Source organism: Neptunicoccus sediminis, assembly GCF_001719615.1.
GTDB lineage: Bacteria > Pseudomonadota > Alphaproteobacteria > Rhodobacterales > Rhodobacteraceae > Amylibacter > Amylibacter sediminis.
The window spans coordinates 13,786-35,631 of the sequence record NZ_MDVX01000003.1 but is presented as its reverse complement, the minus strand read 5'-3'; the positions used below and the strand labels follow the sequence as shown (position 1 = coordinate 35,631).

Sequence of the window (21,846 nt, the reverse complement as noted above, 5' to 3'; positions counted from 1 at the left end):
CAGCATATTACAGCCATGAGCCTGCCAGACGGTTTCCTTGACGAATTGCGCACCCGATTGTCCATCGCACATGTGGTGGGCCGCAAAGTCACTTGGGACACGCGTAAATCCAATATCGGCAAAGGTGACTATTGGTCCCCCTGCCCCTTTCACCAGGAAAAAACCGCGTCTTTTCATGTGGATGACCGGAAGGGCTTTTACTATTGCTTTGGCTGTCATGCCAAGGGCGATGCGCTGACCTTTGTGCGCGAAACAGAAAACGTCGGCTTTATGGAGGCTGTGGAAATCCTCGCCCGTGAAGCGGGTATGCCGGTTCCAAAGCGCGATCCGGTCGCCCAGAAAGAAGCGGACCGCCGCACGGTTCTGGCCGACATTATGGAACAGGCGCTGCAATTCTACCGGATGCAGCTTAACACCGGACAGGCCACCGCCGCGCGGGAGTATCTGGAAAATCGCGGCATGCCACTGGCGATTCAGGAACGGTTCGAGATCGGCTTTGCCAGTGACACGCGCGCCGCCCTTTTCCAGCATCTGACCGGCAAGGGAATCAGCCCCGCCGATCTGGACGAGGCCGGGCTTTGCGTCAAACCGGATGACGGCGGCACCCCTTTTGACCGTTTTCGCGGCCGCATCATCTTTCCGATCCGCGATGCGCGGGGCCGCTGCATTGCCTTTGGCGGCCGTGCAATGGACCCGAACGCGCGGGCGAAATACCTCAACAGTCCCGAAACCCCGCTGTTTGACAAGGGTCGCAGCCTGTATAACCACGGTCCCGCCCGCGAAGCCGCAGGCAAAACCCAAAGCCTGATCGTCGCCGAGGGCTATATGGACGTGATTGCGCTGGCACAGGCAGGGTTCGATCACGCCGTTGCCCCCCTAGGCACCGCCATCACCGAACCGCAGTTGCAACTGATGTGGCGCATGTGCCCCGAGCCGATCATCGCCCTTGACGGTGACACCGCCGGCATCCGCGCCGCACGCCGCCTGATTGATCTGGCCCTGCCGCTTCTGGAGGCGGGAAAATCCCTGCGCTTTGTGGTGCTGCCCGAAGGTCAGGACCCTGACGATCTGCTCAAAGCAAGCGGACCCGCCGCGATGCAGGCCCTGCTCGACAAGGCGCAACCTATGGTCACGCTGCTTTGGGAGCGGGAAATAGAGGGTAAGGTCTTTGACAGCCCCGAACGCCGCGCAGCGCTGGATGCCAGCCTGCGCACCGCGCTCTATGCCATCAAAGACGCCTCCCTGCGAACCCATTACACCGCCGCTATCAAGGAACTGCGGGCCGATTTGTTCGCGCCGAAAAACCGCCCCGAGACGCCTTGGCAGCCCTCTTTTAACAAAGGTGGCAGGGGAAAGGGCAAATTCGGCTACCGCCCGCCCCAGACCGCTACGGCAGGCACCAAAACCTCGCTTCTGGCGCAGCAGGATTCCCCGTTTGAACCCTCCCGCCTGCGCGAATCCCTGATTCTCGCCGCTGCGATTCGCAATCCGGACGCGGCGCTGGAACGGGAAACCGCGCTGGAAAAATGCCCCATCGCCGCCCCCGATCTAATTAAAATTCAATCGGCACTCTTGGCATCGCTGCATTTGGACCTATCTGGGGAGGATGCATCGGGGACTCTGATCTCGGCAATGACAGGGCGGCTCGGCTTTGACCCGATGGCCCATCTGCTCTCGCTGCCCCCCGTGCGCATACACCCGCATCTGAAACCTGACACGGACCCCGAATTGATTGCACTGACCTTAAGCGAAGAACTCGCGAAACACGCTGCCAACAAGGGCGCTGAAGCAGAACTGCTGGAGGCTGAAAGGGATCTTGAAGGACTGGCCGACGAAGGGCTGACCTGGCGCATCCAGCAAGCCTCTGAAGCCCGCGCCGAAGCTGTAAAGGCCAGTGTGAACCCCGGTGCCGGACAGTCTGAGGATCGGGAGAATTTGTCACAACAGCTACAAAAACTGATCGATGATCAGGTTTGGGTAAAGAAAAAGCAGTAGAACCATTGCGAATCATTGATTCGTTCTATTGATTCGAAACCAGCAAAGCGATTCGCCGTATTCGGTTGATCACTCAGCCGAAATAGGCCAAAGGCCAACGGCACATGATATTTTGGAGGCTAACATGGCAGCGAAAGACAACGACGCGGCGAAAACCGACGATCCTGAAAACGCAGGCCCGATGAATGACATGAGCCAAGCCGCGGTCAAAAAGATGATCTCGGGTGCCCGTGCACGCGGTTACATTACCTACGACGAATTGAATCAGGTGCTGCCACCGGATCAGGTTTCCTCCGAACAAATCGAAGACGTGATGTCCATGCTGTCCGAAATGGGCATCAACATCATCGAAGAGGAAGAACTCGAAGACGACAGTTCCAAAGAAGTGGCCGTCGTTGACACCTCTGCCAAAGAGGTCGCTCTGGCGGAAACCGGCAAGGAAACACTGGACCGCACCGATGACCCTGTCCGCATGTATTTGCGGGAAATGGGCTCTGTCGAACTGCTGAGCCGCGAAGGTGAGATCGCCATCGCCAAGCGGATCGAAGCCGGCCGCAACACAATGATTGCCGGTCTGTGCGAAAGCCCCCTGACCTTTCAGGCCATTACCATCTGGCGCGAGGAACTTCTTGAAGAAGACATCCTGCTGCGCGATGTGATCGACCTTGAAACCACCTTTGGCAACACGATGGAAGAAGACGGCGAAGAAAGCGTCGTTGCCGGACTGAAACCGGCTGCCCCCGGCGCACCGGCCGCCCCCGCCGCTGCGGAGAAGACACCCGAAGTGGACGCGGACGGCAATCCGATCCACTCCGATGATGACGACGACGACGAGGACGAAGCCGCCAATATGTCGTTGGCAGCGATGGAAGCCGCGTTGAAGCCGCAAGTTCTGGAAACGCTTGAAAAGATCGCCCACGACTATGAGGCGCTGGCCGCGATGCAAGACGTGCGTATCTCTGCAACGCTGAACGAAGGCGAAAGCTATTCTGCCACCGAAGAGAGCGCCTATCAAAAGCTGCGTTCTTCTCTTGTTGAACAGGTCAACGCAATGCACCTGCACAACAACCGTATCGAAGCCCTGATCGACCAGCTTTACGGGATTAACCGTAAAATCATGTCGCTCGACTCGGGCATGGTCAAACTGGCCGACCAGTCCCGCATCAACCGCCGCGAATTTATCGACGCTTACCGCGGTCAGGAACTGGACCCGATGTGGCTCGACAATATTGCGGAACGGGACGGACGCGGCTGGAGCCAGTTCATCGAACGCTTCCGCGACAAGGCCGAAGACATCCGCAACGAAATGGCGCAAGTGGGCCAATACGTGGGTGTGGATATCACCGAATTCCGCCGGATCGTGAATCAGGTGCAAAAGGGTGAAAAAGAAGCCCGCCTTGCCAAGAAGGAAATGGTCGAGGCAAACCTGCGTCTGGTGATCTCGATCGCCAAGAAATACACCAACCGTGGCCTGCAATTCCTTGATCTTATTCAGGAAGGTAACATCGGTCTGATGAAGGCGGTGGATAAATTCGAATACCGTCGCGGCTATAAATTCTCCACCTACGCAACATGGTGGATCCGTCAGGCCATCACCCGTTCCATCGCGGATCAGGCGCGCACCATCCGTATTCCGGTCCATATGATCGAGACGATCAACAAACTGGTTCGCACCGGACGCCAGATGCTGCATGAGATCGGTCGCGAACCGACACCGGAAGAACTGGCTGAAAAGCTGCAAATGCCGCTTGAGAAAGTGCGCAAGGTGATGAAAATCGCCAAAGAACCGATCTCGCTGGAAACCCCGATCGGGGATGAGGAAGACAGCCAGCTTGGTGACTTTATTGAGGATAAGAACGCGATCCTGCCACTGGATTCCGCAATTCAAGGCAACCTGAAGGAAACCACGACACGGGTTCTCGCCTCCCTGACTCCGCGGGAAGAGCGGGTTCTGCGGATGCGGTTTGGTATCGGGATGAACACGGACCATACTCTCGAAGAAGTCGGCCAGCAGTTCAGCGTGACACGGGAACGGATTCGCCAGATCGAAGCCAAAGCCCTGCGCAAACTGAAACACCCAAGCCGCAGCCGCAAGTTGCGGAGTTTCTTGGATCAGTAAATACATGTTCAGGAACTGGCCGGATGATCCGGCCAGTTCCGCACAAAACGGTTATCCGTTATCAGTCAATTTAGGTTGAAAGCGGCAAAAGGCTTAGGCCTTTGGCAAGCGATCATCTTTCCAACAGTCCGTGTTGTCCAAAGATCTACACAGGCTTAGGTATTCTCCCGACAGGGCCGTGCACCGCTGCAATAGACAGCACCCGCTCCCTGTTGGCCGAGGTCTGTTCCCACGCACAAACCGAGGGAGAGATCACGCACCCTCCCCTTGACTGAGTTAAGCGTACGTCACACGCGTTCGGCGGCGTAGTTCCGACCCGTCAGCACCTGTACCAGACGCCCCTATCGGCAAATCCCCTTAATCTGCACATCTTTCCACCCCACGATAACCTCCCGCATGGGCAGTTTGTGCAGGGGGAAATGGGGGGCCAGCATATCGCGCAACCGGCTTGTGCGCGGCGCCTTTGAGTCCAGCACCGAGCAGCAGAGATATTCCTCAACAATACGGCCCTGTTGTTCATAGCCATAGGACAAAAAGTCCCCGCCGCTCTCCGGATCAATCAGATAGGGATCAGCCTTGGTCTGATGCTCTTGTGCGGCTTTCAACGGGTGATAACCTGTTTTCCTCCTGTTTTGCCATTGCCAGACATGGGTCAGCTCATGGGCCAGAAACATTGCCTGATAGAGATGCAGACGATCTGGATAGGCCGGCGTGTAGGACTTAAGATAATAATCCGGATTTACAAAGATTCGGTTAAAGAGGGTCACAGCCGAGGGCGCACCGGTGACAATTTCGGTTTTTGGCGGCGGATAGACCCGCTCTGTGCAGGTCAGTCTCGGGCGTTTGGGCGCGCGCAATGTGTAGGACCGGACCGGCGCGTTATCAATCAGACGCACCCGGTTCACATTCAGATCAGGGCCGTGAAACCGCGCTGCAAACGCCTTTTCACTGTCGGTCATGGGGCGCCCGCAGGCCGCCAGTAACAATAGGATCACAAGAAAGCGCATGGCCAGAGCATGGGGAGTTTGTCCAGCTAAAGCAACGGCTTTTCGGTTAACCGAAGATACCGGGGCGCAATCCCATCATTTCCATAATCAGCAGATAGGCAATTCCGATCACATACCACAGCCGCGCTTTTTTGGTCTGCGCATCCGTCATCGCATAGCCCAGAATAAGGTTCATCGACAGAAAAACATTTTCATTCCGCGTAGAGTAGATGATCAGCACAAACAGCAGCACCGCATAATGGGTCCAGATACCCAGCCGGGCCCGCAGCAGCACAAAAGCCTCAATAGCCACCTGCGAAAACAATGCCGCATAGGTCAAAACGATCGCCAAAAGCTGCACAAACGGCGGCACGGTCAGGGGCACAACGCTCCCCTCTCCGGGCGGCGTTGACAGCAACAGCTTTTGCCCCGTCAGGTTCTGTTGCACCACCTCCGGCCAGTTGGAATAAAACAGCGAAATCAGCGTTTTAAATATATACCCGTTGGCCAGATACCCGCCCACGAGAGCCCCGGTCATATAGTGGGGGGAGACAAGTTTCTGGATCAACGCCAATCCCATCAGGATGCTGATCAACAAAACCGCGGCCCGCGCCATAACCGCCGATGCCTGCGCCCCCGCTGCACAAGCGATCATCAGCGCGATGCCGATGTAGGTGATCATAAAGCCGTGGTTGGCAATGACGTAATAATTGGCCCAGACATTCAGGCCCAAGCCAAGCACAACGCAGAATAACAAGACCACACGCTGCTTCATCTGTCCCGTTGTCATCAACAGGATCAGCAGAAATGGAACCACCAGACGCGCCGCAAAAGGAATGTACTCCTTAGTGGTAAAGAAAACGAAAACGATGGCAGAAAAAAGGATCAGCAGCGTGCGAATATGCTCTTCGCTTACGAACCTTGCGACCGGCTGGATGATCAAACGCTCTCTGAACGGGGTCATTGGCCAGCCTCCCCGCCGCTGCGCTTGTAGACCAGATTGCGCGATACTGTCGCCTCTGTCTGGTTGAACCGATTTTCATAAACTTCCAGAGAAATCGTGGCCGGATTGAAAACCGTCCCGTCACTGGGGATCACCTCTTGGATCAGGGTTTCGGGCCAGCGCACACGGGCCAGTCGGGCAATCAACGGATCGCTGACACTGTCGCGCGGGTAAAAGCGCAGCCGCTCGGCACTGCGGGTCAGCCCTGCAAGATAGGCACCGCCCCGCACACCCGCCATGTCCCGCCATGTGGAAAACGCAGCCGTTTCCGGCCAAAGCTGGACCAGCGCCTCGCCCCCCTCTGCGCCGCGCAAACGCACCCAAACCCCACGATCTTCGGCGTGGGGTTCGGTATACATGCCAAAACCGCCCCCTTTCCACGCCAGAAGCGGCGTGGTTTTATGCAGATAAATCTGCCAGAGCACATTTCCCCCGACAACAAACGCCAGTATCGTCACCAGCCCGAAAGCCCGCTTCCCGATCCAGTCAACCAATCCATCCAGCATATAAAGTCCCTACCGTTTACAGGCGCGAAACTACCCGCATTCGATCAGCACGGTCAACCAAAGCAACACTAGATAGCGAAAGCAGCACAGTATCTTGGGGATGCGGATTTTTCCTACCCAAACCATTGAAGATTGCTATAGTCTGAGAAAACAAGATTGAGGTACAGGTTTATGAGATGTCCCTTTTGCGGCAATACCGACACACAGGTGAAGGACAGCCGTCCTGCCGAAGACCATGTGGCCATCCGGCGCCGGCGTTTCTGCCCGTCTTGCGGAGGGCGATTCACCACCTATGAACGGGTCCAGTTGCGCGATCTTGTGGTGGTCAAGAAAAATGGCAAACGCGAGGATTTTGATCGGGACAAGCTGGAACGCTCGATCCGGATGGCGATGCAAAAGCGTCCCGTGGATCCCGAACGGGTTGACCAGATGATTTCCGGCATTGTGCGCCGACTGGAAAGCATGGGCGAAAGCGATGTGGCTTCCGACCGGATCGGTGAGATCGTGATGGATACGCTGGCACGGATTGATACGGTTGCCTATGTGCGTTTCGCCAGTGTTTACAAGAACTTCCAAGCCGCGGACGACTTTGAAGATTTTGTCCAGCAGTTGCGCCCCCCGACCGCCCCGGACGAGGTAAAGTGACGCCAGCCCCAATGGATGCACGGTTTATGCAGATGGCCCTGACAATGGGCCAGCGGGGGTTGGGCAATGTCTGGCCGAACCCCGCCGTGGGCTGTGTTCTGGTCAAGGACAACCGCATCATTGCACGGGGCTGGACGCAACCCGGCGGCCGCCCCCATGCAGAGGTTCACGCCCTGACCCAAGCAGGCGATCTGGCGCAGGGCGCAACGGCCTACGTCACATTGGAACCCTGCGCCCATCACGGAAAAACCGGCCCCTGTGCAGAGGCGTTGGTTAAGGCGGGGATACGCCGCGTGGTCTGCGCAACGCAAGATCCTGACACCCGTGTATCGGGTAAAGGTTTCAAAATTCTTAAACAGGCTGGCATTGAGGTAACGTGTGACGTGCTCAAGGCGCAGGCGGATGCGGACCATATCGGATTTTTCAGTCGGATCACCAAGGATCGCCCCAGCATAACACTAAAGCTCGCCAGCAGTCTGGACGGGCGGATCGCAACGCGAACAGGTGACAGCAGGTGGATCACCGGACCGATGGCACGGCGGGCGGTGCATCTGATGCGGGCGCGCCATGATGCCATACTGGTGGGGCGGAACACTGTGGAACAGGATGATCCGGACCTGTCGGTTCGGGATCTCGGGCTGGCCCATCGCTCTCCCGTGCGGGTGGTGCTTGATAGTCGGCTTTCCCTGCCAGCTACGGGCCGGCTTGCCAGTACGGCGCGGGATATTCCGCTTTGGATTTGCCATACGAACGGGGCGGGCTCCACGCAAAAATGGACGGAGGCCGGCGCGGTTCCCCTTGCGTGTGCTGCCGCGCCCGATGGTCGGCTCGATCTGGCAGCGGTTCTTGAAACGCTTGCAAACCAAGGCATTACCCGCCTGTTTGTCGAAGGTGGCGGACAGGTCGCGGCCTCTTTGTTGCGGATTGGCGCAGTGGATGAACTGGCGCTGTTTTCCGCAGGTGTGGCGATCGGGGCGGACGGGCTGCCAAATCTGGGCGCGTTCGGGGTAGATGCGCTGAAGGATGCGCCGCGGTTCACCCGCACATCAGTTACAACGCTTGGCCCGGATGTGCTGACGCTTTGGGCGCCGCAACGGGACTGATCCGGACGCGCCGCTATCGCCACAAATGGGCGTAACTGGCAAACACGCCCTGCAGCTTTGCCAACAGCCTGATCCCGCCAGCCCCCCGCGTATTGACCCGTCCGTGAGTAAAACGCGACAGGATGGTTTCCACAGAGCAGACACCGCAACCTGCCCGCCCCCTGCCCGCAGGGTCCCAGTAGGTCGGGTAGTCGATCAGCGCCGCGTGAACCAGCCCTTCCAGCGGAACGGTCACAGTCCGGCGGGCCGGAACCTGCCCGAGATCTTCGGTCAGTCCCCAGCCTGCATAAAACGGCGCCCCAAAGCACACCACCTGTTTACCCCGCAAAAGCGCCTCAAACCCCGTCAGAGAGGTCATGGTCGCCACGCAATCCACCTGCCCCAACAATCGGGCAATATCCGCCTGTTCCACCAGCAGATCCGCCACATCGGCAAAACTGTCAATCGCCGCGCCGCCGTTGCGCAGTCCCGCCATTACATCAGGATGAGGTTTATAAAGGATGAAGCTGTCGGGAAATCTTTCGCGGGTCGCCCTGAGCAGATCAAGGTTGGTTCTGATATCGGTACAGCCTGTCAGGATTGACTGGTCGTCCTCTACCTGACCGGGCACCAGCACCAGATGACGGTCTTGCGACAACGCCGGCAGATCGCCCCCCGAAAGGTTGTATTTAGACAAGCCCAAAGCGTTAATACGCTCCACCAAATCCTGCGCCCGTTTACGCTTTTCCGCTGTTAAAGCAGCACTCTGCGCAATTAACCTTTCCAAGCGGCTCTCTCTGGTCGGATCGTAGTAAATCCCCAAATCGTCCAAGGCGAGTGAGACCGGCTCAACCAGTGCCGCGCCAAGCCCGCTGGAGCGTAGGAACCCGTCCTCCACCCTGATCAGGGGCACGCCTGATGTGTCACAGGCCGCCGACAATGCCTCGGTTTCCTTGCCAGACCAGACATAAACCGCGCCGGATTTTTCCTTGGCAAGACGGGCTGCCTTGGCCGGATCGTCTTCAAAAACCGGCGCGGGTCCGTCCTGTTGAAAGTATCGTCGCAAGAACCCGCGCTTCCACAGCCGCATGCCGACAAAGACTTTGAAACCGCTCGTTCGCCGCCGGAAATCTGCCGCCGCAGACAGGTGACGGGCCGTTGACACAAAATCGCTTGGCGCTCCGGTGACGGGGTCAACCCAATGGCAATACATCTGGTAAACGCCGTGAAACACCTGCGCCGCACTGCGATGGCCGCGCGGTTTAACCTGTGGGTGGCGATCTTCGCTCAGGTCCAGACCGCAGTAAAAGGCGTTGCCGAAGACCACCGGACGATGACCTGCAAAAATCGCCTCCATCCCCATCTGCGAGGACACACAATAGACCGCGCGCGCCTGTTCCATCAGGTGCCACGGGGATACGGCCGCGTCCAACAGGATCACCCTGTCGGAAGCATCCTGTGCACCAAAATACCCCCGCCGTTGGCCTGCGCTGGTTTCAGGGTGGGTTTTTATCACAATCAACGCGTCGGGGTGCTCTGTCAGTGCGGATTGCAGCATCTGTGCAAAGGTTTCGCTGCCCGCTCCCGCCCCGGCAACAGAGGCATCCCCGTAGGTCTGATCCACAACCAGAACGAATGGGTCAGGCAAAGCAGGCGGGTCCAGCGCAAAATCATTGTATTTGGACAAATGGCAGTCGCGGAGGAAAGCGATGCCTTCCAATGCGGCATGTCTTTGCGCGTCTGACAACACCGGACCCGCGCGGAAAATATCCTGCAAATCATTCGGGGCGGCAGTCTCAAAGTAGATGCCCTTGTGGTCCAGAACCAGCGATCGGGGCGGTTCCCCCTGTCGACCCGTGCGTAGCGAACGCAAGAAACCGTCTTCTGCTGTGATCACTTGGGCACTTGTGGCACTGGCGATGGCCCGTCCACGGCGCGATACCGGTTTGCGCCCCCAGACCAGAACACGGTCGCCCTTGCGCGGCCAACCAAGACGCGGGTCCATCCCCGCCGCACGCAAGGCCCGCCGCAAGGGTTTGTTCAGGAGAAAACTTGCAGAAAAGCCAAAGGCCCGCGTGCTCTTTTCAGGCATAATCGCGGGCCTTTTCTGTCTCATACCAGTGTCGGAGTGGCCTTAGCCACCCGCCGCCGCTGTCAGCGAATTGGCGGCACCCGCGCTGGAGGTCAGCACAGAGAGTGTTTTGGTCCACTGCACATAAGGCGCCTCGGTGACGTAAATCGTGTCGCCGTCGCGGATCTCAAAATCCCGTCCCAGAAAGACGCCTGTCGGCTCTGTCAGGTCCAGCACATAGGCGAAACGTTTGGGCGTGGTGAAATCGTTCCGCCCCAGCACCCGGTTCGCATATTCCGGAGATTCATCGCGGAAGATGAAAATCCCCGTGGGATCGGCCAGACTGCTGTTCAGACCGCCCATAAAGGCGATGGCTTCGATTGCATTCATGTTTGGCTGGGGAAATTCCACCAGTGACTGCGAGCCGGTTGCGCCCAGCGCGGTAAAGCGGCGGGTGTCTTCCTGAATAAGGATACGGTCGCCCGGACGCAGGGCAATATCCTGCCTGTTGCTCGAGAACAGATCTTCCAGCCAGACAGTGCCCTTATGTTCGCCGCGGATCACAGTGACACGGGTGTTTTCCGGATTGGTGGTAATCCCGCCAGCCGCGGCAATCATGGTTGAAAGCGTGCTGGTGGAGGCTTCAATCGGGTAAACACCCTGCCCGCCGGCCCCGACAATGGACACGGTCGAGCCGTCGCCTGCGGCGCGGGTCACGATAAACTGCGGATCAGGTGTTTGGGCGTCCAGCTTGCGCGTGATGATCTGGCGGAGCGCCTCTGGCGTGTTGCCAGCGGCACGGATGCGGCCCGCGTAGGGTATAAAGATGTGGCCGGTCTGGTCCACTTGCAGTTCGGTCAGGGTAGAGGGTGCGCCGGCGGTGCCGAACAGCCCTTCTTCCACGTTTTCATAAACCGTCAGAAGAAGCCTGTCGCCGCGCCGGATGGTGTCCGCGCCGATCCGCCCTGCATTCAGAAATGCGGCATCAAATCCCGCGTTCGGCGCATCGGCTGTTGCCTGCACCACCCTGTCATTCACGGAGACGATATAGGCGTTGCCTTTTTGCTGGACACTGCCTGCAAAAATCTCGCGTTTGTTAGGACCAGGACGTGGCAACCCGCAGGCTGACACGGCAAACGCCACAACGAAAAGGGCCATTAACCCGGCCTTAGGTTTTGTAACTTTTGACAAAGTTTCTGCCCCTTTTGTCAAAACTGCCTCGTTTTTTTCTTTTACCGTGACACAAAGGCCAACAAAAACAAAGTCCTTAACGAAGCAGCCTTATTTGACAACCTGAAACTGTTGCACGGGGGCCGCGCTTGAGGTTTCCAGCGCATCATAGGGATCCTGCTCTGACAGGACCATATCAACCACCTGCCGCACCAGCCGCACACGGCCGCGGCGGGAATAATACCCCCCCGTAATCTGCGAGGTCATCAGCAAAAACTGCCGGTAGTCGCGATAGGCGGTCAGGTCGGGTTTACGGGGCGCTGCAAAGAACTCGTCGAGCGGCTGGTCAGAGGTGAACTCCGGTTTGCAGAACACCCCTGCCCCCAGCGCCTTTACCGGCAGACCCCGCCAGAGCGCCTGTTGCGCAGCAGTTGAATTGATCGTCACCACGGAACGGGCGTAGTCCAGCAACTCTGCCAGCTTACCGCCGCGCACAAAATGGATGCGCCCCGTCAGACCGAATTCCCGCGCAAGCTGGTCTGCCACTTTGGACAGGGGCTGACGGTCATCCTCAAGCGGGTGGGACTTGAACACCAGATGGTGATGCTTGGGCGCTTTTCTGGCGAATGCCTCGGCACAGATGCGCATGAATTCCGCCATGCCTGTAAATTCAGAGTGGCTGCGGATCGAGGAGTCATGGCTCAGCTGTAGCAGGCTGAGATGGTAGACAAAGCCGTTGCGTTTGATGGATTGCGTCGCCCGCCAACGCCGGAAAGCATGGGCCGGACGGGTGATCAACCGTTTGAAGTGCAGCCAGAATTCATGGCTCACCGGACTGTCGCGGTGGGTTTTATAATTGGCAAAGCGGCGGTTCCGGAACAGGATATGCCAGTGATAGACCGCCCCGAGCAAAATATGCTGGCGCATATCGCCCCAACGGGCGGGGGCTTCGGGCTGGTCATTGTCCACATGGCTCAGCGCCTCGCGCATGGTGTCCACGCTCATATCCATAAGGCGGGAATAGCCGTTCACACCGCCCCGTTCATATGTCACCCAATAGGGCCGCAGATAACCTTCTTCAAAGCAATGCACGCGAATACCTAGGGTGTTGGCTGCCTCTACCGCAGCTTTGTGCAGCGGGCGGGTGTCGCCATAGATCACCAGATCGGTAATCCCGTCTTTCAGAAAATCTTCGACAAATTGCGGCCATTGTTCGTATGGTTTTGTAAAAGCCACAAAGGTAGAACGGTTGCGCCAGAAGAAGCGGTCGCCTTCGTTAAAGCCGATCTTGGTCACATCCGCGCCGGACTGCGAAATCGCCTTGCTCAGGTCGTAGAAGAACGGGCCATGGGGACCCTGTAAAAACAAAAAGGATTTCTTTTCTTGCTGCAACGTTAACTTACCGCGAGCCAACTGGCCCCCTGCCCTCTGGTCGTTCTAATATTGTGCTTCCGGTTTCAAAGTCACGAAGAAAAATCCAATGCGTCTGTTGGCGTGGCAATCGCGCGGTGCAAATGCCACAATTTACCTGCCTGAAATCACTGGTGCGTCTTCTTGCGGGCCTCCCGTTCGACCCTTGAAAAGTCATACTTGGACTTGCTCAATTTGTACACAAGAGCTAGGTGCAAAGGAGCATAAAACAGGTGAAAAACATGTTCACAGGTATCATCACGGACATCGGCACGGTTGCCGAACTCGAACAGCGGGGCGATCTGCGCGCCCGTATTACGACAAATTACGACCCTGCCACGATTGATCTGGGCGCCTCTATTGCGTGTGAAGGCGTCTGCCTGACCGTGATCGAGATGGGGAAATCCGCGCAAGGCAACTGGTTTGACGTGGAAATCTCTGCCGAAACCGTCTCCAAAACAAACCTTGGCGACTGGGCCGAAGGACGGCGGATCAATCTGGAACGCGCCCTGAAGGTGGGCGACGAGTTGGGCGGACATATCGTATCGGGCCATGTGGACGGGCTGGCCGAGGTGATCGAGCTTCACGACGAAGGCGACAGCACCCGTGTCACCCTGCGGGCCCCGCATGATCTGGCACGTTTTATTGCCCCCAAAGGCTCGGTCGCACTGAACGGGACATCGCTGACCGTGAACGGTGTGAACGATACAGAGTTTGACATCAACTTCATCCCCCATACCAAACAGCACACTACATGGGGGGATGTTGCGCTCGGGGACCGGATCAATCTGGAAATCGACACACTGGCCCGCTATGTGGCGCGGCTTGCCGAAATGACACAGACCTGAGGTGACAACATGACAGAAGAGACCTTCCACGACATGATCTCTCCGATTGAGGACATCATCGCAGATGCCAAAGCGGGCAAGATGTTTATTCTTGTGGACCATGAGGACCGCGAGAATGAAGGCGATCTGGTGATCCCGGCACAAATGGCCACCCCCGAAGCGGTGAACTTCATGGCCACCCACGGGCGCGGGCTGATTTGTTTGTCTCTTGAATCCAAGCGGCTGAACGCGCTTGGGCTGCCAATGATGGCCACCGCCAATTCCTCGCGCCATGAAACCGCTTTTACCGTGTCGATTGAAGCCCGCGAAGGGGTGACAACCGGCATTTCCGCCCAAGACCGCGCAAAAACCATTGCCGTGGCGATTGATGAAAACACCGGCGCGCAGGACATTGCCACACCCGGCCATGTATTTCCGCTGCGCGCCCGCGAAGGCGGCGTTCTGGTGCGCGCCGGTCATACCGAGGCTGCCGTGGACGTGTCCCGTCTGGCAGGGCTGAACCCGTCAGGGGTGATCTGCGAGATCATGAATGACGATGGCACAATGGCCCGCCTGCCCGATCTGGTGGCCTACGCCCAATTGCACGGTCTTAAAATCGGTACGATTTCCGATCTGATCGCCTATCGCCTGCGCTATGACAATCTGGTCAGTGAAACCGCCAACCGCAATGTCACCTCCAGTTATGGAGGCGACTGGAACCTGCGGATTTTCACGGATAAGACCAACAACACCGAACATGTGGTCCTTGTAAAAGGGGACATCACCACCCCTGAACCTGTTCTGGTGCGCACCCATGCGATGAACCCGCTAGAGGACTTGCTGGGTCTTGGCCCTGCCCCTGCCGGAGAGCTGGCCCGCGCGATGGAGACCATCGCAGAGGAAGGGCGCGGCGTGGTCATGCTGTTCCGCGACCTTGAGGCCAAATTGCAACTGGACGAGGACTCGACACCGCGCCAATTGCGCTATACTGGGCTTGGCTCGCAGATCCTCTCCTCTCTGGGATTGCGGGATTTTATCCTGCTGACCAATTCTCCCATGCCCAAAGTGATAGGTCTGGAAGCCTATGACCTGAACATTGTGGGCACACGCCCTATTAAGAAAGCTTGATCCATGGCCGGTTCCGAAACCCATTACGTGCTGCCCAGTCCGCAATTCGACGGTGATGCGCCCCATCTGCTGATCGTGGTGTCGCCGTATTACAAGGACATCGCGGACAATCTGGTGACGGGTGCCAAAGCCGCGATCAAAGCGGCCGGCGCAACCTGCGATCTGGTAGAGGTTCCCGGCGCATTGGAAATTCCAACGGCCATCCGTCTGGCGGGCCGCTCCAACGATTTCGACGGGTTTGTCGCACTTGGCTGCGTCATTCGCGGGGAAACCACCCATTACGACACGGTATGCAACGATTCCAGCCGTGCGATCAGCCTGCTTGGGCTGGACGGTTACTGCATCGGCAACGGCATTCTGACGGTTGAAAACCGCACCCAAGCCGAAGTCCGCGCCGACAGCGAAGGCCAGAACAAAGGCGGCGGCGCAGCCGAGGCAGCGCTGCATCTGATCGCCCTGTCGCGGCGCTTTTTGAACAAAACTAAAGGTATCGGGTTCAAACCCGCGTCCGAGAACATCTTGATGGCGGGCGAAAACAAGGACACAAAAACGGTATGAAACCCGCTGACAAACGACAAATAAAATCCGCGACGCGGATGTATCTGGTACAGGCCCTGTTCCAGATGGAAGCCTCTGATACGGATGCGGAAACTGTGCGTGAACAGTTCGTGAACCACCGTTTCGGGGCGCAGGAAGAAGAGCATGAATGGATGGAAGGCAACGCCGGTTTCTTTGAACGGGTTTTGCTGGCAGCTGTTAATAATCAGGCCAAGATTGACCAGCACACCGATCAGGCACTGGTAGAGAAATGGCCACTGAAACGGATCGACCCCACTTTGCGCGCCCTGTTCCGCGCTGCGGGTGCCGAACTGGTTGCCGAAGCCACCCCGCCCAAAGTGGTTATTTCGGAATATGTGGACGTGACCAAAGCCTTCTTCCCCGAGGGGCGCGAATCCAAATTCGTGAATGCGGTGCTGGATCACATGGCCCGCGCCCTACAGCCCGGCAAATTCTAAAGCGGGCGAGAAACCGGCAAAAACGGCAGTTCCCTGTCGGGAACACAACAGGTTTTACGACAGGAACAGGCCAAGCTGCGCTGAATAGAGGTTAATAACTTCCCATGCGTTTGCTCATTTCTTTTGCGGCCCTGTTTTTGTCGATCACCTTTTTACAATTGTCCTCCGGCGCAATCGGGCCGCTGGACGCGCTGTCGGGACACAAGCTCGGTTTTAGCAAGAATGAAATCGGCATTCTTGGCTCGGCCCATTTTCTGGGGTTCTTTGTGGGATGCTGGTGGTCGCCGCGCCTTATGGGAACCGTGGGTCACACCCGCGCTTTTGCCGCTTTTGCAGCCTTTGGCGCGATCGGGGCCATTGCCCACCCCCTGATGCCGGACCCCACCGCCTGGGCTATCATGCGGATCATGACGGGCCTCTGCGTGGCGGGCTGTTACACGGTGATCGAGGCATGGATGCAGGCCAAGCTGACCAACCAGACGCGCGGGCGGGTGATGGGCAGCTACCGTGTGGTTGATATTGGTGCGTCCTCGCTGGCGCAGTTAATGATCGGCGTGCTGGAGCCTGCGTCCTATGTCTCTTACAATCTGCTCGCGATCCTGTGCTGTGCCTGCCTGTTCCCGTTAACCCTGTCGCGGATCGAACAGCCCAAAGTTCCCGCAGCCCCCCGGCTGCATCCAATCCGCACCGCGATCCTATCGCCCCTTGGCGCGGCGGGTGTTATGGTGGCGGGCACCACTTCTGCCGCATTCCGGATGGTATCCCCGATTTACGGTCAGGAAATCGGCCTGACCGCCCAGCAGATCGGTTCATTTCTGGCAACAGTGCTGATTGGCGGCGCCGTGGCGCAGTTTCCGGTTGGCTATCTGGCGGATAAATTCGACCGGCGCCATGTGCTGATCGGACTGTCCCTTGCCTCGGTGGTGGTCTGCGTCGGCTTTTCCTTTGTGGATCCCACATCCTACTGGTTGGTTTTCGTCATGGCCGCCCTGTTCGGCATCATGACCTTTCCGATATTTTCGGTCTCTGCGGCCCACGCAAACGATTTTGCCAAACCCGAAAACGTTGTAGAGGTGAACGCCTCCTTGATGTTCATCTACGCGGTTGGTGCGATCCTTAGCCCTGTGGTGGCAACAGCGCTGATAACCGGTTTCGGACCTTCCGCCCTGTTCCTGTTCATCTCTGCCGCCCATGTGTTTCTGGTGGTCTTTGGGCTGGCACGGATGGGCGCACGCCCCACAAGTGGTAAGAAAACGCGATATAAATACGTCCCGCGCACCTCTTATCTGGTGGGCCGATTGCTGCGCAAGAAACGCTAACCGCCGGCAAAATCGCACATTCTGGTCAATCCGTTTGACCAGTTTCCCGCGATCCCCACTTGAGCCTCTCGCCGCCTTGATCCTATTCTACCGCAAATATTCGAAGAGAGGTCGGCTATGGCACCCATTACCAACATTTACGATTTGAAAGCCCTGCACCAGCAGCGCACGCCGCGTATGTTTTACGACTATGCCGAAAGCGGCAGCTGGAGCGAGCAGACCTTTCGGGACAATGTAGACGATTTCTCGCGCCTGCGCCTGCGGCAGAAAGTGGCCGTGGATATGACCAACCGCAACACGCGGATGTCCATGCTCGGTCAGGACTATGCCATGCCGGTCTCGCTCGCGCCGATCGGAATGCTCGGGATGCAGCACCCTGACGGAGAAATCCACGCCGCGAAAGCCGCTGAGGATTTCGGGGTGCCCTTCACACTGTCCACCATGTCGATTTGTTCGATCGAGGATGTGGCCGAACACACAACAAAACCGTTCTGGTTCCAGCTTTACGTGATGCGGGACCGGGATTTTATCAACCGCCTGATTGACCGCGCCAAGGCGGCGAAATGCTCCGCGCTGGTGCTGACTTATGATCTGCAAATTCTCGGGCAGCGGCATAAAGACATCAAAAACGGGCTCTCTGCCCCGCCGCGCCTGACCCTGCCCAACATCCTGAACATCGCGACCAAGCCGCGCTGGGCCTATAACATGCTCAACACCAAGCGGCGCAGCTTTCGCAATATTATCGGGCATGTTCAAGGGGTTGAAGATATGTCCGACCTCGGCGCATGGACCGCCGAGCAGTTCGACCCGACGCTTGACTGGAACGATGTGGCCTGGATCAAGGAACGCTGGGGCGGGCCGCTGATCCTTAAGGGTATTCTGGACGTTGAGGATGCGAAAAAAGCGGTCGAAGTCGGTGCAGATGCGCTGATCGTGTCGAACCACGGCGGACGGCAGTTGGACGGGGCGATGTCCTCTATCCGGATGCTGCCGGATATTGTGGATGCTGTGGGGGACCAGATCGAGGTGCATATGGACGGGGGCATCCGCTCCGGTCAGGACGTGCTGAAGGCCATTTCGCTGGGCGCAAAGGGGACAATGATCGGGCGGTCATTCGTCCACGGACTTGGCGCGATGGGGCGTGAAGGGGTGACAGCCGCACTTGAGGTGATTCACAAAGAGCTCGACATCACGATGGCCCTGTGCGGAGAGCGGGATCTGAACAATATGGGGCGGGATAACCTTCTGATCCCGAAAGATTTTCGGGGTGAGTGGGAATAGCTTTTCGTACGATTAATTCGATTTGAAACCACCCGATTGCACCGCATCGGGTGGTTTTGTTTTGGGCGATTAGCGGCGATGCGGCCTCTCACGCCGCACCTGACATCCCATGACTGATATAACCGTGCCGTGGGTCGCGCCCAACGATCGCCGCCCGCCGATCACCCTGCAAATATGAAGCGTCATACAAGACGCGTCATATATGAAGCTTCATTTAAGAAGCTTCATATAAGCAGTATGTTGACGCCATTTCCTTAGTAATCTCAGCCCCTTACGTACGCGAAGCTCCCGTCTGCGCCGCGTTAACCTTTCAAACCAATTGCGCTCCCCACAAATCGCCACCATATCAGGCCGTTAATGACGCGCGGCGCAACACCCCTCCCCCGCGCGCGATCCAGATTCAGTCTTGCCTTTTTGCCATTTCCCCCCTAATGGAGCGGCTTCACGCGGCACTTACACCCTTGGAGGATTGCCGCCTTTACATATTGGAGAATTATCATGGCCGAGATGCCAAACATCATCGCCACACCACGTACGGGGACCGGCAAGGGGGCCGCCCGTCAAGCCCGTCGCGACGGACTTGTCCCAGGTGTTGTCTACGGCGGCGGCGAAGAGCCGATCGCGATCAACGTAAAATTCAACGAACTGCTGAAACAGCTCAAAGCCGGTCGTTTCCTTTCCACCCTCTTCAACCTCAAAGTTGAAGGTCAGGAAGATGTTCGCGTGATCTGCCGTAACGTGCAGCGCGATGTTGTAAAAGACCTGCCCGTTCACCTCGACCTGATGCGTCTGCGCCGGACCTCCCGCGTAAACCTGTTTGTTCCGGTTGAATTCATCAACGAAGAAACCTCCGTTGGCCTGAAACGCGGCGGTGTTCTGACAGTTGTGCGCAACGAGATCGAACTGAAAGTGACAGCGGGCAACATCCCTGACGCGATCGAAATCGATCTGGCCGATCTGGATGTGGGCGACATCGTTCACATTTCCGACGTGACCCTGCCAGAAGGCTCGCGCCCGATGATTACAGACCGTGATTTCGTGATTGCGAACATCTCTGCACCGTCCAGCCTGAAATCTGCGGATGACGAAGCTGAAGACGAAGCAGCAGCACCGGCAGAAGACGCCGCTGAAGAATAAGCCTTACCGGCGATTTTTCCCGAACCCCGCGTGTTCCCTTGAACGCGCGGGGTTTTTCTTTGCGCTTTTGGCATCCCGCAGCGATACCCGTTATAAAGCCAGCGAATCGACGTCGCGCCAGAGGACACCCCACATGCAAATATTTGTCGGCCTTGGAAATCCCGGCCCGAAATACGCCAAGAACCGGCATAACATCGGTTTTATGGCGCTCGACCGGATTGCTTCGGATCACGGCTTCGCCCCGTGGCGCAACAAGTTTCAGGGCAAGGTCTCTGAAGGGCGGCTTGGCAGCGAAAAGGTGATTCTGCTTAAACCCGAAACCTTCATGAACCTCTCCGGCCAATCCGTGGGCGAGGCTTTGCGTTTTTATAAAGCCACCATAGAGGATCTGACGGTTTTTCACGACGAACTGGACCTTGCACCGGGCAAATGCCGCGTGAAACAGGGCGGCGGTCATGCGGGTCACAACGGCCTGCGCTCCATCCACCAACACGTGGGCGAGGCCTATGCCCGTGTGCGCATCGGCATCGGTCATCCGGGTCGCAAAGAGGCCGTGGCAGGCTATGTCCTGCACGATTTTCCCAAAGCGGATGAAAACTGGATCGACGATCTGCTGCGCGGCATGTCGGACGGCGCGGCGGACCTTGCCGCAGGAGACAGCGGCCGGTTCATGAACGCCGTCGCCCTACGCGTCGCCCCGCCCCGATCCTCCGCCACTTCCCCCAAGCCTGCCCGTGCCGCAGCAAAGCCGGAACAACCGGATGCAAAGAAACCGGAACCAACGCCGGAACCGCAAAAAGACACCCGCAGCCCGCTGCAACGCCTGAAGGACAAATTCTCTTAGCCGGCACAGCCCCACCCCGCTGCACAGCACCCATCACCGCCTCTTTAGAATAATTCTAAATCTTGACAGTGCGCCGATGGAAGCGCATATCTAAGGCAACCTTCCAAAAGGATGTAAATGACATGTTTATCCAAACCGAAAGCACCCCGAACCCGGCCACGTTGAAATTCCTGCCCGGTCAGGCGGTTCTGTCCACCGGCACAGCCGATTTCCCCACCGAAGAGGCGGCACAAGCCTCTCCTCTGGCGCAGCGCATCTTTGGTGTGCAGGGCGTAACAGGGGTCTTTTTCGGGCCGGATTTTGTCACCGTCACAAAGAACGAACAGACCGAATGGAACCACGTCAAACCCGCAATTCTGGGCGTGATCATGGAACATTACCAATCCGGCCAGCCGGTCATGGGCGCGGATGCGGAAAACTCCGGTCACAAGGAACACACCGGCGAAGACGGCGAGATCGTGCAACAGATCAAGGACCTGCTGGACACCCGCGTGCGTCCGGCTGTGGCGCAAGATGGTGGCGACATCACCTTTCACGGCTTTGATCGCGGCGTGGTCTACCTGCACATGCAAGGCGCCTGCGCTGGCTGCCCGTCTTCGACCATTACCCTGAAAATGGGCATCGAAAACCTGCTGCGCCACTATATCCCCGAAGTGACCGAGGTACGCCCTGTTGCCGCCTGAACCGCTTACTCTGGCGTTTGATACAGCAGCCGCGCATTGCGCGGCTGTCCTGTTTCAAGGGCCGAACATGCTGGCACGAACCGTCGATCCCATGTCCAAAGGACAGGCGGAACACCTGTTGCCTATGCTTGAAACCCTTTTGCAGTCTGCAGGGTGCAGCTGGGCCGATCTTGACACGCTGGGTGTCGGCATCGGACCGGGTAATTTTACCGGCATTCGCATCTCTGTCGCAGCGGCGCGCGGTCTGTCGCTGTCGCTGAACCGGCCCTGCATCGGTATCTCGCGGCTCGACGCTATTGCCTATGGCAGTGCCGGACCGCAGACGGTGGTGGTCGATGCCCGCCAGAACCGCGTCTATCACCAAAGCTTTGACAACGGCGTTGCCCTTTCGGATGTGGCGCTTGTTGCGCTCGACAGCCTCGCGGGGGATCAAAGCTTTCTCTCTGACGGCCCGCTTGATCTCGGCTCGCTAAGCCTTATCAGCGCCGAAGACATGATCCGCAACACCGGCGCGTTGGTGCAGTTGCGCAGGAATGACGAACACCCCCGCCCCGCACCGCTATACGTCCGCGCACCGGATGCGGCGCTGCCGTCCGAACAACCACCGCGCATTCTGCCGTGACA

20 protein-coding genes are annotated in these 21,846 nt (G+C 57.8%); 14 read left to right on the top strand and 6 right to left on the bottom strand.

Annotation, left to right across the window (positions count from 1 at the left end; translation table 11 throughout):
- The first annotated feature begins 15 nt into the window (after positions 1-15).
- Together dnaG and rpoD are read left to right on the top strand one after the other, a co-directional pair.
- Positions 16-1,995: a DNA primase gene (dnaG, locus tag BFV97_RS06610; protein WP_069299569.1), complete on the top strand. Its 1,980-nt coding sequence runs from the start codon at positions 16-18 to the stop codon at positions 1,993-1,995.
- Positions 1,996-2,119: 124 nt separating this feature from the next.
- The gene (gene rpoD / locus BFV97_RS06605) at positions 2,120-4,114 is read left to right on the top strand and encodes an RNA polymerase sigma factor RpoD (protein ID WP_069299568.1); all 1,995 of its coding nucleotides are present in this window, start codon (positions 2,120-2,122) and stop codon (positions 4,112-4,114) included.
- A gap of 341 nt (positions 4,115-4,455) precedes the next feature.
- Here rpoD and BFV97_RS06600 read toward each other — a convergent pair whose 3' ends face one another.
- The 3 genes from BFV97_RS06600 to BFV97_RS06590 all read right to left on the bottom strand — a co-directional run bounded on the left by BFV97_RS06600 (position 4,456) and on the right by BFV97_RS06590 (position 6,609).
- Positions 4,456-5,073, bottom strand: coding sequence for a DUF4157 domain-containing protein (locus BFV97_RS06600; RefSeq protein ID WP_245667642.1), 618 nt, complete (start codon positions 5,071-5,073; stop codon positions 4,456-4,458).
- 94 nt (positions 5,074-5,167) lie between these two features.
- A complete protein-coding gene (locus BFV97_RS06595) occupies positions 5,168-6,064 on the bottom strand; it encodes a hypothetical protein (protein WP_069299566.1) in 897 nt (298 codons plus the stop codon).
- Positions 6,061-6,609 carry a hypothetical protein gene (locus BFV97_RS06590; protein WP_069299565.1) on the bottom strand — a complete coding sequence of 183 codons (549 nt, stop codon included), beginning with the start codon at positions 6,607-6,609 and terminating at the stop codon, positions 6,061-6,063. Before BFV97_RS06590 ends, BFV97_RS06595 begins: the two co-directional genes overlap by 4 nt.
- 171 nt (positions 6,610-6,780) lie before the next feature.
- Between BFV97_RS06590 and nrdR the strand changes: the two genes are divergently transcribed.
- Both nrdR and ribD read left to right on the top strand, forming a co-directional pair.
- A complete protein-coding gene (gene nrdR, locus BFV97_RS06585; protein WP_069299564.1) occupies positions 6,781-7,254 on the top strand; it encodes a transcriptional regulator NrdR in 474 nt (157 codons plus the stop codon).
- A 26-nt stretch (positions 7,255-7,280) separates the two neighbouring features.
- Entirely contained in the window at positions 7,281-8,357 is a 1,077-nt protein-coding gene (gene ribD, locus BFV97_RS06580) for a bifunctional diaminohydroxyphosphoribosylaminopyrimidine deaminase/5-amino-6-(5-phosphoribosylamino)uracil reductase RibD (protein WP_069299563.1), read from the top strand.
- Positions 8,358-8,370: 13 nt separating this feature from the next.
- Here the strand turns inward: ribD and BFV97_RS06575 are convergent, their stop codons facing one another.
- The 3 genes from BFV97_RS06575 to BFV97_RS06565 all read right to left on the bottom strand — a co-directional run bounded on the left by BFV97_RS06575 (position 8,371) and on the right by BFV97_RS06565 (position 12,945).
- Positions 8,371-10,428, bottom strand: a complete 2,058-nt coding sequence (locus tag BFV97_RS06575; RefSeq protein ID WP_245667640.1) for a capsular polysaccharide biosynthesis protein — start codon at positions 10,426-10,428, stop codon at positions 8,371-8,373.
- 42 nt (positions 10,429-10,470) lie between these two features.
- Positions 10,471-11,565 carry a polysaccharide biosynthesis/export family protein gene (locus tag BFV97_RS06570; RefSeq protein ID WP_069299561.1) on the bottom strand — a complete coding sequence of 365 codons (1,095 nt, stop codon included), beginning with the start codon at positions 11,563-11,565 and terminating at the stop codon, positions 10,471-10,473.
- Between the two features lie 123 nt (positions 11,566-11,688).
- Complete coding sequence (locus BFV97_RS06565) at positions 11,689-12,945, bottom strand: capsule biosynthesis protein (RefSeq protein ID WP_245667638.1); 1,257 nt, start codon at positions 12,943-12,945, stop codon at positions 11,689-11,691.
- Between the two features lie 284 nt (positions 12,946-13,229).
- On the opposite strand from BFV97_RS06565, the gene BFV97_RS06560 reads away from it, so the two are divergent.
- From BFV97_RS06560 to tsaB, 10 genes are all read left to right on the top strand, one after another.
- Positions 13,230-13,835 carry a riboflavin synthase gene (locus BFV97_RS06560; protein WP_069299898.1) on the top strand — a complete coding sequence of 202 codons (606 nt, stop codon included), beginning with the start codon at positions 13,230-13,232 and terminating at the stop codon, positions 13,833-13,835.
- A gap of 9 nt (positions 13,836-13,844) precedes the next feature.
- Complete coding sequence (gene ribB, locus BFV97_RS06555; RefSeq protein ID WP_069299559.1) at positions 13,845-14,942, top strand: 3,4-dihydroxy-2-butanone-4-phosphate synthase; 1,098 nt, start codon at positions 13,845-13,847, stop codon at positions 14,940-14,942.
- A gap of 3 nt (positions 14,943-14,945) precedes the next feature.
- Positions 14,946-15,500, top strand: coding sequence for a 6,7-dimethyl-8-ribityllumazine synthase (locus BFV97_RS06550; protein WP_069299558.1), 555 nt, complete (start codon positions 14,946-14,948; stop codon positions 15,498-15,500).
- Positions 15,497-15,958, top strand: coding sequence for a transcription antitermination factor NusB (nusB, locus tag BFV97_RS06545; RefSeq protein ID WP_069299557.1), 462 nt, complete (start codon positions 15,497-15,499; stop codon positions 15,956-15,958). Before BFV97_RS06550 ends, nusB begins: the two co-directional genes overlap by 4 nt.
- A 104-nt stretch (positions 15,959-16,062) precedes the next feature.
- A complete protein-coding gene (locus BFV97_RS06540) occupies positions 16,063-17,277 on the top strand; it encodes an MFS transporter (RefSeq protein WP_069299556.1) in 1,215 nt (404 codons plus the stop codon).
- A 117-nt stretch (positions 17,278-17,394) separates the two neighbouring features.
- Positions 17,395-18,558 carry an alpha-hydroxy acid oxidase gene (locus tag BFV97_RS06535; RefSeq protein WP_069299555.1) on the top strand — a complete coding sequence of 388 codons (1,164 nt, stop codon included), beginning with the start codon at positions 17,395-17,397 and terminating at the stop codon, positions 18,556-18,558.
- 498 nt (positions 18,559-19,056) lie between these two features.
- Positions 19,057-19,695 carry a 50S ribosomal protein L25/general stress protein Ctc gene (locus BFV97_RS06530; RefSeq protein ID WP_069299554.1) on the top strand — a complete coding sequence of 213 codons (639 nt, stop codon included), beginning with the start codon at positions 19,057-19,059 and terminating at the stop codon, positions 19,693-19,695.
- Positions 19,696-19,828: 133 nt separating this feature from the next.
- Complete coding sequence (pth, locus tag BFV97_RS06525) at positions 19,829-20,539, top strand: aminoacyl-tRNA hydrolase (RefSeq protein ID WP_069299553.1); 711 nt, start codon at positions 19,829-19,831, stop codon at positions 20,537-20,539.
- A 122-nt stretch (positions 20,540-20,661) separates the two neighbouring features.
- The gene (locus BFV97_RS06520; protein WP_069299552.1) at positions 20,662-21,222 is read left to right on the top strand and encodes a NifU family protein; all 561 of its coding nucleotides are present in this window, start codon (positions 20,662-20,664) and stop codon (positions 21,220-21,222) included.
- A complete protein-coding gene (gene tsaB, locus BFV97_RS06515; RefSeq protein WP_069299551.1) occupies positions 21,212-21,844 on the top strand; it encodes a tRNA (adenosine(37)-N6)-threonylcarbamoyltransferase complex dimerization subunit type 1 TsaB in 633 nt (210 codons plus the stop codon). The genes BFV97_RS06520 and tsaB overlap by 11 nt, the downstream gene beginning before the upstream one ends.
- Positions 21,845-21,846: the final 2 nt, after the last annotated feature.

Excerpts from the sequence above, each read along its gene's own strand:
- dnaG (WP_069299569.1), top strand. The coding sequence starts at position 16 with ATGAGCCTGCCAGACGGTTTCCTTGACGAATTGCGCACCCGATTGTCC.
- rpoD (WP_069299568.1), top strand. The coding sequence starts at position 2,120 with ATGGCAGCGAAAGACAACGACGCGGCGAAAACCGACGATCCTGAAAAC.
- BFV97_RS06600 (WP_245667642.1), bottom strand. The coding sequence starts at position 5,073 with ATGACCGACAGTGAAAAGGCGTTTGCAGCGCGGTTTCACGGCCCTGAT.
- BFV97_RS06595 (WP_069299566.1), bottom strand. The coding sequence starts at position 6,064 with ATGACCCCGTTCAGAGAGCGTTTGATCATCCAGCCGGTCGCAAGGTTC.
- BFV97_RS06590 (WP_069299565.1), bottom strand. The coding sequence starts at position 6,609 with ATGCTGGATGGATTGGTTGACTGGATCGGGAAGCGGGCTTTCGGGCTG.
- nrdR (WP_069299564.1), top strand. The coding sequence starts at position 6,781 with ATGAGATGTCCCTTTTGCGGCAATACCGACACACAGGTGAAGGACAGC.
- ribD (WP_069299563.1), top strand. The coding sequence starts at position 7,281 with ATGCAGATGGCCCTGACAATGGGCCAGCGGGGGTTGGGCAATGTCTGG.
- BFV97_RS06575 (WP_245667640.1), bottom strand. The coding sequence starts at position 10,428 with ATGCCTGAAAAGAGCACGCGGGCCTTTGGCTTTTCTGCAAGTTTTCTC.
- BFV97_RS06570 (WP_069299561.1), bottom strand. The coding sequence starts at position 11,565 with ATGGCCCTTTTCGTTGTGGCGTTTGCCGTGTCAGCCTGCGGGTTGCCA.
- BFV97_RS06560 (WP_069299898.1), top strand. The coding sequence starts at position 13,230 with ATGTTCACAGGTATCATCACGGACATCGGCACGGTTGCCGAACTCGAA.
- ribB (WP_069299559.1), top strand. The coding sequence starts at position 13,845 with ATGACAGAAGAGACCTTCCACGACATGATCTCTCCGATTGAGGACATC.
- BFV97_RS06550 (WP_069299558.1), top strand. The coding sequence starts at position 14,946 with ATGGCCGGTTCCGAAACCCATTACGTGCTGCCCAGTCCGCAATTCGAC.
- nusB (WP_069299557.1), top strand. The coding sequence starts at position 15,497 with ATGAAACCCGCTGACAAACGACAAATAAAATCCGCGACGCGGATGTAT.
- BFV97_RS06540 (WP_069299556.1), top strand. The coding sequence starts at position 16,063 with ATGCGTTTGCTCATTTCTTTTGCGGCCCTGTTTTTGTCGATCACCTTT.
- BFV97_RS06535 (WP_069299555.1), top strand. The coding sequence starts at position 17,395 with ATGGCACCCATTACCAACATTTACGATTTGAAAGCCCTGCACCAGCAG.
- BFV97_RS06530 (WP_069299554.1), top strand. The coding sequence starts at position 19,057 with ATGGCCGAGATGCCAAACATCATCGCCACACCACGTACGGGGACCGGC.
- pth (WP_069299553.1), top strand. The coding sequence starts at position 19,829 with ATGCAAATATTTGTCGGCCTTGGAAATCCCGGCCCGAAATACGCCAAG.
- BFV97_RS06520 (WP_069299552.1), top strand. The coding sequence starts at position 20,662 with ATGTTTATCCAAACCGAAAGCACCCCGAACCCGGCCACGTTGAAATTC.